15 protein-coding genes are annotated in these 17,681 nt (G+C 38.6%); 4 read left to right on the top strand and 11 right to left on the bottom strand.

From position 1 onward, the window contains the following. Nucleotides 1–24: 24 nt before the first annotated feature. The 6 genes from AC1DYB_RS01590 to AC1DYB_RS01615 all read right to left on the bottom strand — a co-directional run bounded on the left by AC1DYB_RS01590 (nt 25) and on the right by AC1DYB_RS01615 (nt 10,588). The gene (locus tag AC1DYB_RS01590; protein ID WP_477431867.1) at nt 25–219 is read right to left on the bottom strand and encodes a hypothetical protein; all 195 of its coding nucleotides are present in this window, start codon (nt 217–219) and stop codon (nt 25–27) included. 20 nt (nt 220–239) lie between these two features. Beyond that, nucleotides 240–3,908 (bottom strand): T9SS type A sorting domain-containing protein, encoded by a 3,669-nt coding sequence (locus AC1DYB_RS01595; RefSeq protein ID WP_477431869.1) that lies wholly within the window; start codon nt 3,906–3,908, stop codon nt 240–242. 363 nt (nt 3,909–4,271) lie between these two features. Beyond that, a complete protein-coding gene (locus tag AC1DYB_RS01600) occupies nt 4,272–4,472 on the bottom strand; it encodes a hypothetical protein (RefSeq protein WP_477431871.1) in 201 nt (66 codons plus the stop codon). 20 nt (nt 4,473–4,492) lie between these two features. Next, complete coding sequence (locus AC1DYB_RS01605) at nt 4,493–8,299, bottom strand: T9SS type A sorting domain-containing protein (protein WP_477431873.1); 3,807 nt, start codon at nt 8,297–8,299, stop codon at nt 4,493–4,495. A 468-nt stretch (nt 8,300–8,767) separates the two neighbouring features. After that, nucleotides 8,768–10,273, bottom strand: a complete 1,506-nt coding sequence (locus AC1DYB_RS01610) for an ATP-binding cassette domain-containing protein (RefSeq protein WP_477431875.1) — start codon at nt 10,271–10,273, stop codon at nt 8,768–8,770. 93 nt (nt 10,274–10,366) lie between these two features. After that, nucleotides 10,367–10,588: a hypothetical protein gene (locus tag AC1DYB_RS01615; RefSeq protein WP_477431877.1), complete on the bottom strand. Its 222-nt coding sequence runs from the start codon at nt 10,586–10,588 to the stop codon at nt 10,367–10,369. Nucleotides 10,589–11,061: 473 nt separating this feature from the next. Between AC1DYB_RS01615 and AC1DYB_RS01620 the strand changes: the two genes are divergently transcribed. Both AC1DYB_RS01620 and AC1DYB_RS01625 read left to right on the top strand, forming a co-directional pair. Further along, nucleotides 11,062–11,229 (top strand): phosphatidate cytidylyltransferase, encoded by a 168-nt coding sequence (locus tag AC1DYB_RS01620; RefSeq protein ID WP_477431879.1) that lies wholly within the window; start codon nt 11,062–11,064, stop codon nt 11,227–11,229. 95 nt (nt 11,230–11,324) lie between these two features. Then, nucleotides 11,325–11,780, top strand: a complete 456-nt coding sequence (locus AC1DYB_RS01625) for a PA2169 family four-helix-bundle protein (RefSeq protein WP_477431881.1) — start codon at nt 11,325–11,327, stop codon at nt 11,778–11,780. Between the two features lie 63 nt (nt 11,781–11,843). Here AC1DYB_RS01625 and AC1DYB_RS01630 read toward each other — a convergent pair whose 3' ends face one another. From AC1DYB_RS01630 to AC1DYB_RS01640, 3 genes are all read right to left on the bottom strand, one after another. Then, complete coding sequence (locus AC1DYB_RS01630) at nt 11,844–12,287, bottom strand: hypothetical protein (RefSeq protein WP_477431883.1); 444 nt, start codon at nt 12,285–12,287, stop codon at nt 11,844–11,846. A gap of 105 nt (nt 12,288–12,392) precedes the next feature. Next, nucleotides 12,393–12,644 carry a hypothetical protein gene (locus AC1DYB_RS01635; protein ID WP_477431885.1) on the bottom strand — a complete coding sequence of 84 codons (252 nt, stop codon included), beginning with the start codon at nt 12,642–12,644 and terminating at the stop codon, nt 12,393–12,395. Between the two features lie 144 nt (nt 12,645–12,788). Continuing rightward, nucleotides 12,789–13,007: a hypothetical protein gene (locus tag AC1DYB_RS01640; RefSeq protein ID WP_477393730.1), complete on the bottom strand. Its 219-nt coding sequence runs from the start codon at nt 13,005–13,007 to the stop codon at nt 12,789–12,791. Nucleotides 13,008–13,354: 347 nt separating this feature from the next. Here AC1DYB_RS01640 and AC1DYB_RS01645 point away from each other — a divergent pair, with 347 nt between their 5' ends. After that, nucleotides 13,355–13,924 carry an RNA polymerase sigma factor gene (locus tag AC1DYB_RS01645; protein WP_274209329.1) on the top strand — a complete coding sequence of 190 codons (570 nt, stop codon included), beginning with the start codon at nt 13,355–13,357 and terminating at the stop codon, nt 13,922–13,924. 14 nt (nt 13,925–13,938) lie between these two features. Then, the gene (locus AC1DYB_RS01650) at nt 13,939–15,045 is read left to right on the top strand and encodes a S1C family serine protease (protein WP_477431887.1); all 1,107 of its coding nucleotides are present in this window, start codon (nt 13,939–13,941) and stop codon (nt 15,043–15,045) included. 267 nt (nt 15,046–15,312) lie between these two features. Here AC1DYB_RS01650 and AC1DYB_RS01655 read toward each other — a convergent pair whose 3' ends face one another. Both AC1DYB_RS01655 and AC1DYB_RS01660 read right to left on the bottom strand, forming a co-directional pair. Further along, nucleotides 15,313–16,509 (bottom strand): NADH-quinone oxidoreductase subunit D, encoded by a 1,197-nt coding sequence (locus AC1DYB_RS01655; RefSeq protein WP_477432630.1) that lies wholly within the window; start codon nt 16,507–16,509, stop codon nt 15,313–15,315. 145 nt (nt 16,510–16,654) lie between these two features. After that, on the bottom strand, nt 16,655–17,503 hold the full coding sequence (locus AC1DYB_RS01660; protein ID WP_477431889.1) for a cupin-like domain-containing protein: 849 nt from the start codon (nt 17,501–17,503) through the stop codon (nt 16,655–16,657). Between the last annotated feature and the right edge of the window lie 178 nt (nt 17,504–17,681).

Genomic DNA, 17,681 nt, shown 5'->3' on the forward strand with positions numbered 1-17,681 from the left:
ATAAAACAAAAATCCCTTCGGGCCCTAAGCCTGAAGGGATTTTTGTTTGCGGTGTAAATGGATGGTGGCAAATATACCTGCAAAAACAACCAGTACAATTACCCAGGTATCAAGGGGGCAGGGGTCAAGCGGGTCGGTACCATCACAGGCTTCGCCCTGGGCGAAAGTTATAAACGGGATGAAAGAAATTAGTATGAAGGAAAATATCTTCTTGCACATATCGGTTCGAGAGAAATAAATTATTGTTTGATTAACTTTTTTTGCCCTAAGGTTTTCTTCGTTGAGCTATCGGTCACTTCTACTATATAAGCTCCTGGGATTAAATTGTATGCATTTACCCTGATGTTATCTCCCGGATTTTTTGAGTTGATAACCGTGTTCCCCATCAAATCGGTAACACGCACCTGTACCTGCTTAGGAATAGTTGACGTATTAATTTTAATATTGAACTGTGTTATAACCGGGTTAGGATAGACTGAAAAGAAATCATCTGCTGTTGATAACTGGCTGTTGAAATTTAACGATGCTGTGCTGTAAGTAATATTGCCAAAAGCATCAACCTGCTTTAACCGGTAATTATTGACGCCGGTTAAAGGACTTTTATCCAGATAAGTATAAATGCCACTGCCATCGCTTTGCACGGTGTATAGTGGAGATCCATCCTCTCTTTCTATCGTGAAATTGGTGAAGGTCGTCTCTTTTTCAACCTTCCAGGTTAATAAAGCCCCGTTTTTAACCGCTTTGGCTGTAAAACCAAGGAGATGGTAATTGTATTCGCTGTTTTTATGAAATACCAATTCAAAGCGATCGCTGCCATAGGAGGAAGCATCATTCCGATCGACCTGGAATAAATACTGTTTGTATTTGCTGAAAAATATAGAGTCCTTTTTATAATGATCAATTAAATATACATCAAAGCGGGGATCAAGCGAATCAAAGCCGGTAGCCGATAAAGTATCGAGTTTGGTTGATGATGACGCGGAAGCGTAAAGCTTAATTCTCATTGATTCATCAATACTGTGCATATGATTGATGGCCAATTTTTTATTGCTGTTAAAGGCATAACTTGTTAATGATACGGCGCTTCCAATCCCCTGCATGTAATCCGCATCCTTATCGCTTTCATATTCATTTTTGGCCTCAGGCTCAAAAGTTAAAATGATATCATCGGCATTGATTGAATCCTGCGATAGCTTGATCCTGAGCATTTGGGATACCAAAGCACTTTTAAACAAAAGACCGTTACCCGTATTTTGGGTGTTTATTTTGGCCCCTTCGTGAAAAGTAAGTTTTGCAGCAGTAACTGTTTTGATTGAATCAACTTTAACAAAAAATCCCTGGCCGCTTACAATGATGTGACTGGAGTTACGTGTCCCCAATCCGCCCGAGGTACCTTGCTGGTAAACGCCGTAATTTTTGCTCCTGTAATCAAAAACGTAAACGGAGTTTTTTAGGTTGGGGCCGTATATGCCTGTACCCGGATCTGTTGCTGCATTGGTAAACTTGTCCCAGTCGATAGAGGATGGGTAGGGGTTACCTACCAGGTTAAATCCCCTAACAAAACTTGGGGATATGTAATTACTAATTCCGGTGGTGTATGAAAGAAATGTATTTGCTCTGAACCAAATTTTAACCGGAACATCCCCCTGGTTAAGGGTGCCTGTAGCGGTAGATGTAGATGACTCTGGATCGGCAAATTTACCACCCGAACGTGTTACTTTACTGGCAACAAGTGTTTTATCTCCAATATAATAAAGCATATAGCCGTTGCCTACAGGTAAAGTCGTGCTCGTTGAGCCGGTGCCTGCAGCGTCAGCAACCAGGAAGGTATTACCTGTATTGATGGCCTTAATACCTTTAAAATTCCCACCATTAAATGAAGCGCCACTGGATGGCAGGTCTTCCCTATAAAGGTAAATGGTGGAGTTGCCTGCTCCCAAGGAGGTAAAGCCAGAACCTGTTCCACCTGGACCGGCGGTAAAAATAGATGATGGTGAGGTGCTTAAAAAATCAAGGCTGTAAAGAGCCGTATTGCCCGTGTTATTGATAACGGAATTGGTATTAACGGCAGAAGATGCTAATCTATATCCCCTGTAGGTGGCTACTGCGCCTCCGGTAAAATACCGCTCAACTTTTACATTTCCTATAATTGTTGAGGTTGTATTTAGGATCTGGGTAACAGTTGCAGTTGAGGAAGCAGTAGATTTTAATGTTAATACACCTCCTGCATCAAGTTTGGTAGTTGCATTGTTAGCAAGCGAAAGCGTTCCTGTACTGGAAACCGCGAAGCCTCCGCTTCCAGACATCGTTTTAGGGCCCGTTAATGCGCCGCCAGAAAAACTTACTTTGTTAAATGTTGTTCCAGTGGCGCTGTTGTCAATTAATGCCTGTGAGCTATTGCCATTAAAGTAAGTGGTACCTGTGCTTTGTGTATATACGCCACCAAGGTTATTGGTATAATCACCTGTAATACTTAAATCGGCTGATCCTAATACCAACGAGCCGCCGCTATTATTAGTCAAATTACCTGTAATGGTAATAGGACCTGTGTCCTGCGTTATTGTGGTGGAATTTGTCCAGTTACCTGCAACTGTTACCGTAGGATCATTGGTATATAAATTTACTGCTCCGCCGCTTGTTGTAAATGCACCGGTAACGGCAAGCGTACCTGAGCTTACTTTTTTAGGACTTGCATTGCTAAAAGTAAGGGTTGAACCATAGGTTATAGCTGTAGAAACAACCTGGGTATTAGCAGCCACATTGCCATCATAAGTAACCGATTTTGTTGTTGCATCTGTAGCAGTATTTAACCAGCTGCCCTCAATTGTTAAGGGTATACTGTTGGTTGCTAAATCAATATTGCTGGTTCCTTTAAAATCGCCCTGTATATTTATGCTTGTAATTCCCGAAAAATTTACAGTAGTTGAACCGGATGAAGTTAGGTTACCCCTGACTACGAAGTTGGGCGTAGCATTTGGGGCAGTTCCTGAATTAACGCTCATTGTTGTGCCTGTAAAAATGATATTTGGCGGCAAATTGGTTTGCCCCGCATTTGGCGTATATAAATTAACTATTTGCGTAGGTGAAGTATATTCAATTGTAGATGTTAGATCAATTACATCATTGGCTCGAAATGTAAATGTGGATTTTGATATATAATCGGAATTAGCTTTCAGGGTTAAAAAATAACCTGTACCAACTACCAGTGTACCATTTGCATTAAATATGGCATTAGCTTCGAGCGTTGTTTGGTTTACCGTTGCACCAGTAAGCGTTACCCCGCGGTCGGTACTGCTTCCGTAATAAGTATTGTAAATATCTAAATGGTCAATTGCAGTACCTCCAATTACAGTGGTATTTGGAAATGATTGTGCTATTGTTCCATTTAAAATCACCGTTGAGCCATTGGCAGATGCATCAAGTGACCCACCTTCTATATCGCCGGATAGCTTAATTATACCCGCAGTGCCTAAAACTATGCTATTTCTGTAAGTGGTGCCCGAAAGGGCGCTATTCATTGTAACGTTGTTAACATCCAATGTGCCATTCGCCGCAATTTTACTAATGCCAATTGTAGTTGTTGACATAGTTAAGGTAGGAACAGTTAAGGTAAATCCTGTGTTGATGGTTAATGTTACTGCTTTTACGTTACCGATAGTTATTGATGACGCGGTAAATAGCGGAGTGGAGGAAATAGTGGGTTGATTAGTAAAAGTGGCCACTCCAATGTTAATTATATCGCCATTGGCGGGTAAAGTACCGCCCCAGTTTGCTGCTGTATTCCAATCTCCGGATGAAGTGCCCGTCCATGTTTTTGTTGCTGCAAAAGCATGGTTTTGTACAAGCGTTATAAATGCAACCAGTAGAAAAATTTTTGCTAAAGGAGGTTGAAAATTAAAGTATGACAAGGTGCAGTTTATAAATGTTATACAATAGAATGCTAACCAGTTTGTTAATTATTGCTTAATTAAATCAGATATACACTCGCTTAAAATTTCCTAATAACTTATGGCATTGTACGTATAGTTACAGTAAAATGTTGTAATAATTAATGTAAATTTCTTTTGCGAATTTTGTTAACTATTAATTATCAATCGGGGTGATTTTGGTAAAAAGGAGGAAGGTAGTCGTTGAAATACCAACAGTTAATAATGTTAATTTACTATAAATAAAAGTAAGCCTGACAGGAAATTAAATACCAACGAGTGTTTTATTGGCTCCTGAAAAATGAAGGAGGGAAAACTTAAATAGAGGAAAAATCCCTTCGGGCCCTAAGCCTGAAGGGATTTTTGTTTGCGGTGTAAATGAATGGCAGCAAGTATGCCTGCAATAACAACCAGCACAATTACCCAGGTATCAAGGGGTGTTGCGCAGGGGTCAAGCGGGTCGGTGCCATCACAGGATGTACCTTGCGCTAAAGTTATTAACGGAACAAATGAAATTAGTATAAAGGAAAATATCTTCTTGCACATATCGGTTCGAGAGAAATAAATTATTGTTTGATTAACTTTTTTTGCCCTAAGGTTTTCTGCGTTGAGCTATCGGTCACTTCTACTATATAAGCTCCTGGCATTAAATTGTATGCATTTACCTTGATGTTATCTCCTGGATTTTTTGTGTTTATTACCGTATTCCCCATCAAATCGGTAACACGCACCTGTACCTGCTTAGGAATAGTTGACGCATTAATTTTAATATTGAACTGGGTTATAACCGGGTTAGGATAGATTGAAAAGAAATCATCGGCTGTTGATAACTGGTTGTTGAAATTCAACGTTGCTGTGCTGTAAGTAATATTGCCAAAAGCATCAACCTGCTTTAACCGGTAATTATTGACGCCGGTTAAAGGGCTTTTATCTACAAAGGTATAATTGCTACTGCCATTGCTTTGCACAGTATATAATGGTGTAAACTGGTCAGATCCATTATTCCTTTCTATTGTAAAGCTGGTGAAGGTCGTTTCTTTTTCAACTTTCCAGGTTAATAACGCGGTGTTTTTAACCGCTTTGGCTGTAAAACCAAGGAGATGGTAATTGTATTCGCTGTTTTTATGAAATACCAATTCAAAGCGATCGCTGCCATAGGAGGAAACATCATTCCGATCGACCTGGAATAAATACTGTTTGTATTTGCTAAAAAATATAGAGTCCTTTTTATAATGATCAATTAAATATACATCAAAGCGGGGATCAAGCGAGTCAAAGCCGGTAGCTGATAAAGTATCGAGTATAGTTGATGATGAAGCAGAAGCGTAAAGCTTTATCCTCATTGAAGCATCAATACTGTGCATATGATTGATGGCCAATTTTTTATTGCTGTTAAAGGCGTAACTTGTTAATGATACGGCACTTCCAATCCCCTGCAGGTAATCAGCATCCTTATCGCTTTCATATTCATTTTTGGCCTCTGGTTCAAAAGTTAAAATAATATCATCGGCATTGATTGAGTCCTGCGATAGCTTGATCCTGAGTATTTGGGATACCAAAGCACTTTTAAACAAAAGACTGGTACCCGTATTTTGGGTGTTTATTTTAGCCCCTTCGTGAAAAGTAAGTGTTGCAGCCGTAACTATTTTGGATGAATCCACCTTAACAAAAAATCCCTGGCCGCTTGCAATGATGTGACTGGAGTTACGTGTACCCAATCCGCCCGAGGTACCTTGCTGGTAAACGCCGTAGTTTTTGCTCCTGTAATCATAAACGTAAACGGAGTTTTTTAGGTTGGGGCCGTATATGCCTGTGCCCGGATCCGTTAGTGCATTGGTAAACTTGTCCCAGTCGATTGATGATGGGTAGGGGTTACCAACTAAGTTAAATGCTCTTGCATAACTTGGGGATATAGAATTATTAATTGCGGGGATGTTGGTGTATGACAGCAATGTAGTTGATTTGAACCATAATTGAACCGGAATATTCCCCTGGTTTATCGTGCCCACAGCAGTAGAAGTAGATGACTCAGGATCGGCAAATTTGCCGCCAGAACGCGTCACTTTGCTGGCAACAAGTGTTTTATCTCCAATATAATAAAGCATATAGCCATTTCCCACAGGCAGTGTTGTAGGCAGTGAGCCGTTGCCTGCAGGGTTAGCTACCTGAAAAGTAGTACCGGTATTGATCGCATAAACACCTTTAAAATTACCGCCATTAAATGAGGCAGCGCTGGATGTCAGGTCTTCCCTATAAAGGTAAATGGTGGAGTTGCCCGCTCCCAAGGAGGTAAAGCCAGAACCTGTTCCACCTGGACCAGCTGTAAAAATAGATGATGGTGAGGTGCTTAAAAAATCCAGGCTGTAAAGAGCCGTATTGCTAGAGTTATTGGTAACCGAATTGTTATTAACGGCAGAAGATACTAATCTATACCCCCTGTAGGTGGCTACTGCTCCTCCGCTAAAATACCGCTCAACTTTTACATTTCCTATAATTGTTGAGGTTGTATTTAAAATCTGGGTAACAGTTGCAGTTGAGGAAGCAGTAGATTTTAATGTTAATACACCTCCTGCATCAAGTTTGGTAGTTGCATTGTTAGCCAGCGAAAGCGTTCCTGTACTGGAAACCGCGAAGCCTCCGCTTCCAGACATCGTTTTAGGACTCGTTAAGGCTCCTCCAGAAAAACTTACTTTATTAAATGTTGTGCCGGTGGCACTGTTATCAGTTAATGCCTGAGAACCACTGCCATTAAAGTAAGTGGTACCTGTGCTTTGTGTATATACACCACCAAGGTTATTGGTATAATTACCTGCAATACTTAAATCTGCCGATCCTAACGCAAGTGAGCCGCCGCTATTGTTAGTTACGCTACCTGTAATGGTAATTGGTCCTGTATCCTGCGTTACTGTAGTGGAATTTGTCCAGTTACCTGTAACTGTTACTGTAGGATCATTGGTATATAAATTTACTGCCGCTCCGGTTGTAATTAGGTTGCCGCTGATTGACAAAGTGCCACCTAACACGGTTTTAGTACCAGAGCCCGAAAGGGTTAAGTTATTGTAAGTGACACCTGATGATAGGCCTGTAATATTACTATTGGTGTAAATTGTTTGGTTTGCGCCCGAATAGTTTATTGTTGCGCCGGTTCCATTAAAAGTTATAACATTGATGCCCGTTGTGGTTAATGCACCGAGTGCCGTTGAAGAGGTTAGATTTAATGTAGCATTGGCTACACTTAGTGTAGAGGTATTATTAGATTGGTTTGTTGTATTAATTGCTGACGCGGTAACTGTGCCTCCGGTTATATCAAGTTCTGCATCGAACCGGCGTTGCCCATTTGATTGAGTAGAATTTAAATTAATATTACCTGTAACAATTAAATTAGCAATGGAGGATGTCATACTAAAAGGGGAATTGTTACCTGGTGGGAGGGTTACACCGTCACCTAATTTTATATTACCGCTAACTGTTAGTGTTGAGCTGCCAGCTAACGAAATAGAATAGGTTGTTGCATTATTTGGCAAGGCAGGGCTCACATAAATATCGTTGTTAATTGTAAATGGAGTGTTAACTGTTAAGCTGCTTGATACGGAATTCTCTGTGCCAAATATTATTCCTCCTACACTGGTGGCACCGCCCGCACTTATAGTAGGATATTTTTTGTTGCCTGTTAATGCAAGTATTCCAATTCTGGCTAGATCATTGGTCGTTGGTACAATACCAGAACCCCAATTTGCTGTATTGTTCCAATTTATATCGGAGTTTCCAGTCCAGTCATAAATAGCGTTTATAAAATAATAAGTAGCTGGCGTAGTTAATTGAGTAGTTGTGGTTGTAAATGATGGTTTAACGTTGTTTTCGAAAAAAAACGTATTGTTATCTATTGGAGTTGTTGGAAATGAAAAAGTTATATTGGATGGGGATGGAAAACCATTTTGGAAATTAGTTACGTCAAATACAAGATAAAAAGTAGATGTGCCATTTCCAGTTTGATTATTGGTGAAAATATTTGACATTTTGTACTGAGAGCCATTAACATTAAGGTTACCAACTCCGCTGGTGGAACTTGTTATAGTAGTGGGATCTGTAGTTTTTATTATTTTACCATTTGTTAAATAATTATTTAAATTGGTTTGTGTTGTATTAACCAATATATCTCCTACCTGAACATAAGTGTTGGATCCACTTGGCAACCCCGCAACTGTAATTGAGAAACCAAACACAACATATGTTGTTCCATTTTTTACTAAATATTGGTTGGCTGTTCCACTCAATGCAGTAAATGTAATGGATTCAGCTGCGTTTGATTTACCTACATTGCACACTATGATGAATGCAATTATGAATAAAGTTTTAAATAAACGTGTCTTCAAATGAGTATAATTTATAGGGTTTATGCAATAATGATGCTAATGGAATTTTACCCTTTAAAAATACATAAATTATTAATAATGAAGCTATTTAAATGTAATTACGGTAATTTAAAGCTCTTTAAATTAAAATATTTGTAATTTTATATTGCCTTAAAGTTACTATTGTTTACCCAAAATGGGGAATTGTTTCCCCCTTGAAACTATTGGTTTATTTAAAGTTGTTTTTGGTGAAATGGAAATCTTTATCAGTTATTAAAATTAACTATTGAGATAGAATAACTGATGGGCGATTTTTCTTTTTTCTTGCATAAAAAAAGCTATTCGCTGCTGTTTGCCCAGTTTATCGTTCCGTTAACGGTATCAAGGCCAAGCCGAAGCACTCCGGTGGAGTGCTTTTGGGATAAAGGAGCAGAAATTAAACGCATCGAAGGCTTAGGGTGTGTTAAAATAAAGATTTATTAAATCCTTTTAACTCACTACCTTGCCCTTGTCCAGATTCAGTACTTTATCAACACTATTGGGTATTTCATGCTGGTAGTGGGTTACGTAGATGAGGGTTACATTACTAATGCTACATAGCGTATCAACCAGTTTTTTAAAATGAAGTTGCTGATGGTCATCCATACCCTGGCAGGGTTCATCAAAAATTAACAAAGATGGATTTTTGATAAGTGCGCGGGCCAACAGGCATAAACGCTGGGCGCTGGCAGGTATGTTTTTTAACAAGGTGCGGGCATACTGGTCAATCTCCAACGTTTTCATCCAACGTAAGGCTATCGCGGCGCGCTCCTTATTGCTTGGCCTGAATAAACCCAGCGTATCATAATATCCCGATTCAATCACCTGCAGGCAACTATTATCGGTTGGGAAGTATTGGTGCAGTTCGGGCGATACAAAACCTATTTTCTTTTTTATATCCCAAATGCTTTCGCCGGTGCCTCGTTTTTTATCAAACAGAATAATGTGATTTGCGTAGGCCTGTGGATTATCGCCATTAATCAAACTCAGCAAGGTTGATTTTCCTGCTCCGTTTGGTCCAAGCAATGCCCATCTTTCGCCGGGTTTTATCTCCCAGTTTATATCGTCCAATATCACTTTATTGCCATATTGAATATGCACCTTGTCCATTTTTACAATTTGGTTGTACGGTATGGATGCCCCATTGAGGTTTAGTAACGCGCTAAGTTCTGCAGTATCAATATTATCGGTAACTTCTTGGTTAAACTGGTCGGGGTTAAAATTAGCCTTAGTGCATTCATGAATAATAGCACCGTTGTTTAAAACAGCAACGTGAGTAATGGCTGCAGGGATTTCATGTGCCGATGTTGCGATAATGAGGTTGATTCCGGAGGCAGTAATTTGCTCAATGATGCCATTGAACTCCTGCCGCGTTTTTACATCAAGCCCCGTCAGCGGGTTATCCAATAATAACAATACCGGGTTTTTTAGTAAGGCCGCTGCCAGCATAAGGCGCTTGGTTTCGCCGTTTGATAGTTTTATTAATTGTTTATCGCGCAGTTGTTGCAGGTTGAGCAGGTTAAGCACCTTGGCGGGCGTCCACCAGGTGTTGGCGTGGGGGGCACTGTTAACAACCATTAAATAATCATCAACGGTTAAAGCATCTTCCGAATCGAAAGAGTTATAGCGTTGCTGGTAATAAAAATCTGTAGTATTTGATAAATTGCGAAAATGATGCCTGGGTTCGACAAGGGCTATCAGTTTGGTTTTAGCACTAATGCCGTCGGCAGTTGGTAATTTGGTTAGAAGTTCATCTTCAAAATGCCAGGTAATGGTGCCACCCGTTACATTGAAACGGCCGGCTATGGTTTGCAGTAATGCGCTTTTGCCCGAGCCACTGGGGCCTATAAGCGCCCAATTTTCACCTTTGTTTAACTTGAAGTTAAGATTTTTGAACAAAGTACTGTTCAAAAATCTAACTGTTGCATTGTTTATCAAAAAAAATACTTTACCCATAGCCTGTTCAATAGCGGGCAAAAATAGTAATCCGAATTATCAAAAAGTGGCAGTTTTGAGTATTATTTTGCCATAAAATTTGGTTTACTAAACTTATGCTGTTCTTTTAAGCGATTGGTTTGGAGCTATATTGGCATTGCTCTTATTCAGCCTGTTCCATCCTTCTATGTTAACAATTTCTGCTTTTACAAAATTATTGCATTTCTTATTCGGGCATGTAACAATCCAGTGTTTTTTTGATTGTTCAACGTGAGGGCGGCTTCCACATTTAATACAGTTTTCGCATTGAATGTTGGGTTGTATTTCTAAAGTCATAATAATATGTAGTTATAGATGGATATTTCAAAATTAGCAAATAGTATGAGCAGTACGAAAAATTTAACGAAAACCTACGTTATAAGTATGTACTGATCAATTTTCGAAAAGCTTTACTGATTTTTACATGGCTTATAATAGTTGTTACAGGAGTAATCCATAGTTGTTTTATCCGCTTTTAAAATTTAAATAATCAATAATCGCTCCGTTTGTATATAGAGGGCAGTATGTGTTGCTATTTTGATGATTTAGTAATAAAAAATGTGCAATATTTTACTAAATATGTATACACTGCTATACATATTTAAAAACTCATTTTTAATGAAATTCAATACATTGGCTCCTATTTATGTAACTATTTTCTGTAAAAAAGATGTTTTTTTAATCAGGTCTGATTATTGTATTTGTTCATAAAACAGGGTGATAAATAAAAGGCCCTTACATGTAAACTTTATCTATTATAAAACATCATTATGAAAAACGTACATTTAGTATTCATCTCCCTGTTCATGTTAGCCCTGAGCGGCTGCTCTGTAATAGGAGGGATATTTAAGGCTGGCGCCGTAGTAGGCGTTATAGCTGTGATTGTAGTTATATTGATTATTGTATGGTTGATTTCATTATTTCGGGGGAAATCGTAAATGATAAAATTGTTTATTATTTAGATAATTTTTAATTATTTAGTTAAACAAATTAACTTGTTTGTCGTTTATTTCAATACAAAACATTAATTACCATGGAAAATACACAAGCAACAGCAGAAGTTTTAAATGATCTGGTACAGATCAACAACGACCGTATTGAAGGATACAATCGCGCGCTAAAAGATCTGAAAGATGGCGAAGGAGATTTGAAATCAATTTTCCTGAGCATAATTGACGACAGCAATCGTTACAAAAACGAATTGGGTAAAGAAATTGAAGTTTTAGGTAAAGAAATTGAAACCAGTACCACAACGAGTGGTAAAATTCACCGTGCCTGGTTAGATGTTAAGGCCGCCTTTACAGCTCATGACACTCATGATATTTTGGAAGAATGTGAGTTTGGCGAAGATGCAGCCGTAAAAGCATATAAGGAGGCTTTAAACGAAGAATATATTCCTGCCTTTTTACGCGAAATAATCACCCGGCATCATGATGAAGTGCTTGATGCGCATGATGAGATAAAAGCCCTGCGCGATAATGTTCATTAAAATTTACTTATTAACGAAGAAAAAGGAGCGGTATTTAATCGCTCCTTTTTGTTTTATAGGAAATTAATTTCCAGGATCAATGATTACCGATTGTACCAGCCAGCTGGTACTTTCAGACCAATCGCCGCCCTTGTATAGCATTTTTAAATTCCAGGATGATTTAACTGTTTTGCCACTCTTATCAATAAATCTTACTGTTGACTGTATTTGATAACTGTTTGCTGCAGTATCAATAATAGGAGTAAAGCTATTGTTGGGGAACGAGGCTGTACCGGGTTGGGCTAAATGCTCTCTGACAAATACTTTAGCAGTTTCAAATGCTTCTTTTGCCGTAGGCTTAATGTTAATATGTACACTACTGTTTTTGCTGATACCTAAAATTACAATGATGAACGTAACAAAAAAAGCAATGCTATATAATGTAGCCGTTTTTATGTGTGGATGTTTGTGCCAACCTATGTTTTTACGTTCGGCATCACTTAAGTTTGTCCATTCGGAATATTTCATATCACATTAAACAATATTGGCTTAAATTGTTTTGCAGATAAAATTTGGGCAAAAAAAAACGCTCTGGAAAACCAGGGCGTTTTTAGAAATCTAAAAAAAGTAAGATTACATTTTTTTAGCAGTGTCTTTTTTAGCTGAATCAACTTTAGCGCTATCTTTCATTGCGTTCATTTTAGCAGCAGTATCCATTTTAGCTGAGTCCATTTTAGCTGAATCTGTTTTAGCTGAATCTGTAGCAGATGAAGTAGAAGCACCTTTACAAGCTGCAAATGAAGTAGCGATAGCTAAGGCAACTAAGCCTAATTTGAATGAATTTTTCATGTTCAATTTTTTAATAAGTGATTTAATAGTTTTCATCTTAATACCTTAAATGCAAAAAGGTAACCCATAATTTAAAAATAAATTAAGGATTACCTTTTTAATTGTAAAAAAAACTAAAAAATCAATAAAAAGGGAGCAAGGTTTATACTTGAGCCCTTTTTATATATGCTTTATCAGCAATTATTTTTTTGCAGTATCTTTCTTTACTGAATCAACAGCAGCAGCACCAGCTTTTGCAGTTGAATCAACTTTAGTAGCTGAATCAGTTTTTGCAGAATCAACTTTTACTGAATCAGTTTTAGTTGAATCACCATCAGTTTTTTTAGCAGAACCACCACAAGCTGAAAAAGAAACAGCGATAACTAAAGCAACTAAACCAGTTTTTAATAAATTTTTCATTTTCAAGAGTTTTAAAATGTTAATATTTTTTGATCGTTTTCGTTATTAATACCATAAGTTTAGAAAGGTAACCCATGAAATTTAATAAAAAATAAATTCTATCAATTTTATAGCATTTATCGTGATTGGGAATGTTTTGCGGGCGAGTTTTTTTATTGCAGATTTGCCGCCATTATTACCGGCATTATTAAATGTAACGGAGAGGTTACTTTGTTGTTTTTGCGGTATTAAAAACAAATTGGTATTTTAAAATTGAAAAAGCATATAGCAAGGTTTTGTAATTTTATTGGCTACGATTTATTTTTTTTACCGCAATGGGTTACATTTTCGTATAAACAGTATTAAGAGTGAATAAAGACTTAAAAGCTTCGGCACCAACAGATAGCGAGATCGTTCTTGGGATACTTAACAATTCGGAAATAGTATTAAAAAGGTTATATACCACCTATTTCCCCATGATATTACAGTTAATTATCAACAACAACGGGAATGAGGATGATGCCAAGGATATATACCAGGAAGCTATCATTGTTCTTTATAATAAGATAAAATCGGGCGAATTTGAGTTAAGCAGTAAGCTTAAAACATATATTTATTCGGTTTGCCGCAGGCTTTGGCTTAAAAGATTAAGCCAGATGAACAGGTACGGAGGGGACATCAGAGATTTTGAAGAATACCTGCCTGTTGATGATGAGGTTGAAAAACATAATGACCGGGATATACAGTTTAATAAAATGGAGGCAGCGCTCCAGTTATTAGGCGAACCCTGCAAAACCATTATGGAAGATTTTTATATACATAACAGATCAATGCAGGAGATTTGTGAACGTTTTGGCTATACAAATGCTGATAATGCCAAAACGCAAAAGTATAAATGCCTGCAAAGGCTGAAGAAATTATTTTTTCAGCAGAAGTAAAGGAGAGTAAAGAGATGAGTGAGAATCAACTTTTGGAATTAATTGAACGGTACCTTGATGGCGATATGACCGCTACTGAGCGTACAGAGTTTGAATTGTTGCGTAAAAAAGATGCCAGCGTTGATAGCAAGGTAGTAGAGCATAAATTGTTTATTGGTTTAATTAAACAATATGGCGAGCGCCTGGAACTTGAAAAACGTTTGGATGCTATTCACAATGATATTGATGTACATGCGCTTAAAGAGGAATTGATGATACATCCTAACTGGATTGTTCAGTTATGGAGGCATCATCATTCAAAAATATCTGTTGCCGCTTCAATAGCTATTTTTGCTATATTAAGTACACTGTTTTTTACAGGTAAGCTTAATAATCATGATTCAAGTTTTGTTGAGCTGAAACAGGAGATTGGAAAAACAAAGGATCAGGCTAAACTGCTTGATCGTAAACTTGATGGTTTTATTAAAAGCACCAATAGTACCGCTAAACCTAAAATGACCAATCCTGGTAATTTTAGGGGTACAGGATTTGCTTTATCATCAAATGGTTATATAGCAACAAACTATCACGTAGTAAACGGCGCCGATTCCATTTATGTGCAAAATGCGTCAGGCGAATCTTTTCACGCTAAAGTAATTTATTCCGAACCACAATATGACCTGGCCATTTTACAGATCAATGATGCTTCATTTAAAGATCTGGGGAATGTTCCTTATAACTTCAAGAAATCTATCAGCGATCTTGGCGAAAACGCATGGACATTCGGATATCCGGGTGGTGAAGAGGTTTATGGACCGGGCTCATTAACAGCAGCCACCGGTTACTCTGGCGATACAACAGAATACCAGGTTTCTATACCTGTTAATCCGGGCAATAGCGGTGGCCCGTTATTGGATGACAAGGGAAATGTTATTGGTATTATAAGCGGCAAGCAAACACAGGTTGCTGGTGCTGCGTTTGCTAAAAAATCAGCTTATTTATTAAGAACCATACAAAATATACCATCCGATTCGTTAACTAAATCGTTAACCTTAAGTACTAAAAATACCTTAGCTGGCTTAAGCCGACCACAACAGCTTAAGAAACTTAAAAACTATGTGTTCATGGTTAAGGTTTATTAATATTGCCCAATTCCAATAAAAATTAATAATTAAAAGGAGATATCGAAAGGTGTCTCTTTTTTTTTGAGTAAAGATTTTGGAGTAGGGAGCAAGGATTTTCGGACAAAGGATTTTTTTGAGAAAAGAACAAGGGAAAGGAAGGATGCAATTTGCAACGCCTACAAATTAATTTTTCTCCTATGAATCAAATTCTGCTAATTCTTTAATTCTGAAAATTCTGATTCAGACAAATGCGACGGATGGGCGCGGATACCAGCCGTGTGACCTTTACCTATCCACCTCGCCCAAAACAAAATCGATAGAGCCTACGATAGCAATCAAGTCGGCTATGAGTACGCCTTTGGATATTTCTGGTAGTACGGAAAGATTATTAAAGCTTGGGCCTCGGGCTTTTACACGTGTGGGGATCTCGGATTTACCATCGGCTACAAAGTAAAAACCCAGCTCGCCTTTGGCGCCTTCGCATCGTACATAATAGTCCTGAGCTTTGGGTATTGTTTTACGGGGCATTTTGGCCCGGGGATCAAAATCGGGTGTGCGTTTCAGTTCGTTTTGCAGGCGATCAAGGCATTGCTCAACTATCCTAAGCGATTGTTCTATCTCATCAACCCTTACTTTATAGCGGTCCCAGCAATCGCCAACAGTGCCCATGATACCGGTGCCTATTGGGATCTCAAAATCAAGCTCGGGATAGGCCGAATAATTGTCAATCCGTCGTAAGTCCCACTTCAAGCCCGAAGCACGCAGCATGGGGCCAGAGCAGCCGTAGTTAATAGCCACATCCAGCGGCAGTACACCTACATTGGCCGTGCGGGATATAAATATCTGGTTATCGGTAAGTAGTTGATTCAGTTCAACCATTTTGGGTTTAAAGTATTCTACAAAATCGCGGCAGCGCTCTTCAAAGCCAACAGGTAAATCGTAAAACAAACCGCCTACCCAAATATAGTTATAAAGCATACGCGAGCCCGAAGCCCATTCCAGCATACCCATAATATGTTCACGGTCTCTAAAACACCATAAAAAAGGGGTGAAAGCACCAATATCAATACCGTAGGTGCCAATGGCAATCAGGTGCGATGCAATGCGGTTAAGTTCGCAAACAAGCACACGGATGTATTCCACCCGTTTAGGGATATCTTTATCAATCCCCATCATTCGTTCAACACCCATCACAAAAGCGTGGCTGTTGTTCATAGAGGCCAGGTAATCCAGTCTATCGGTAAATGGAATGGTTTGCTGGTAGGTTAATGATTCGGCATGTTTTTCAAAACAGCGGTGCAGGTAACCAATATGAGGGATAACTTCTTTTACAATTTCCCCATCAGTAATCAGCTCCAAACGCAAAACACCATGTGTAGATGGATGCTGAGGGCCCATATTAAGCACCATATCCTCCACACTGGCATCAGCAATTTTTTTGTTATAATTAATGAGTGCTTCTTCGTATTTCTGATTAGTGATCACCAATGTTGTTTCCTGTTTTGTTGGTCCCAAAAATCAGCATTTTTTTCTTTTATCGGGCAAAATTGGTATAAAATTAAATAGATTACAGGATAATATGCAGCGTAGCTACGCCATGCTTTGCATCCTCAGCATACTGTTGTTTTTATTTTCCCTTAAATCCCTCGCTAATCTTTGAGGTTTGTGTTGCCACCGCGGCATAGGCATACATAGCCACTGCTTTTAATTTACTCTGCCGTTTTTTAAATGTCCAAACGTCTTCCATAAATTCTTTGTGGTTTTTGCTGTTGAGGGTATCAAAAGCTACCGAAATAGTTGGGGTAAGCGAATAAGCCGTATGCCAGGTACCAAAGGGGATAAATAAAGTTTCGCCGGGGCCAACTACAAAGTTGATGGGGGTTGCATCTTTAAATAAAGGGTGCTTTTCAAAATCAGGTTCAAAAACATTTACTTCCGAGCGCCATGGATCATCCGCGCGTGGGTATAGCATATGCTCTTGTCCACGCGGGAAAACGGTAAAACGCTTTTGGCCGTAAAGCTGGGTAATCCAGGCGTTAAGGTGGTAATAATCAATGTGCATATATGGGAACCTGCCACCAGGGCCGCCAATAAACAGCTCGGTAGCGCCGCCCCATTTGCCTATGCTGAACATTTTATTTTTTAACCAATTTGGCGATGCATAGTTCAGATCCAATGGGTCTAAAAGTGGCATCAACTCTGGTATGGTTGATGGTATATCAAATATAATAGGGTACACGGCTGGCTTTTCTTCGGTGCTTGCCTCAACCATGTCCATGGCTTCTTTCATGGTGAGGGTATTGCCCCTTACGTCGGTTTTACGATCGGGATAGTTTTCCCTGAACCAATCCGGACTAAACAGACCATTTGCCTTCCAAACTTTGGCGGCATTTGTAAAAACCAGCGGAATGCCCGGTTTATAATGCTCCTCCATAAATTCTTCGTAGGTGATATTGTCTCTTCTTATGATATCCATGGTTTATTAATTAGGGTTGTTGATACAATCTTAAGTAAAATATTTTACTTATTATGTTCGTATTAGAGTGATAAAACGTTTAAAAAAGGCTTGTTTTTTAAATGAGTTTTACGAAGAAAGGCGTATGAAAGTTTATAGATTTCATGATAATCCTGTTTGAAATTTTTATGATGGAAAT

Source organism: Mucilaginibacter sp. P2_A4 (assembly GCF_056405015.1).

Bases quoted from the DNA above. Each gene is read 5' to 3' on its own strand.
- AC1DYB_RS01615 (WP_477431877.1), bottom strand. From the start codon at position 10,588: ATGACTTTAGAAATACAACCCAACATTCAATGCGAAAACTGTATTAAA.
- AC1DYB_RS01650 (WP_477431887.1), top strand. From the start codon at position 13,939: ATGAGTGAGAATCAACTTTTGGAATTAATTGAACGGTACCTTGATGGC.
- AC1DYB_RS01625 (WP_477431881.1), top strand. From the start codon at position 11,325: ATGGAAAATACACAAGCAACAGCAGAAGTTTTAAATGATCTGGTACAG.
- AC1DYB_RS01600 (WP_477431871.1), bottom strand. From the start codon at position 4,472: ATGTGCAAGAAGATATTTTCCTTTATACTAATTTCATTTGTTCCGTTA.
- AC1DYB_RS01640 (WP_477393730.1), bottom strand. From the start codon at position 13,007: ATGAAAAATTTATTAAAAACTGGTTTAGTTGCTTTAGTTATCGCTGTT.
- AC1DYB_RS01635 (WP_477431885.1), bottom strand. From the start codon at position 12,644: ATGAAAACTATTAAATCACTTATTAAAAAATTGAACATGAAAAATTCA.
- AC1DYB_RS01620 (WP_477431879.1), top strand. From the start codon at position 11,062: ATGAAAAACGTACATTTAGTATTCATCTCCCTGTTCATGTTAGCCCTG.
- AC1DYB_RS01590 (WP_477431867.1), bottom strand. From the start codon at position 219: ATGTGCAAGAAGATATTTTCCTTCATACTAATTTCTTTCATCCCGTTT.
- AC1DYB_RS01610 (WP_477431875.1), bottom strand. From the start codon at position 10,273: ATGGGTAAAGTATTTTTTTTGATAAACAATGCAACAGTTAGATTTTTG.
- AC1DYB_RS01630 (WP_477431883.1), bottom strand. From the start codon at position 12,287: ATGAAATATTCCGAATGGACAAACTTAAGTGATGCCGAACGTAAAAAC.
- AC1DYB_RS01660 (WP_477431889.1), bottom strand. From the start codon at position 17,503: ATGGATATCATAAGAAGAGACAATATCACCTACGAAGAATTTATGGAG.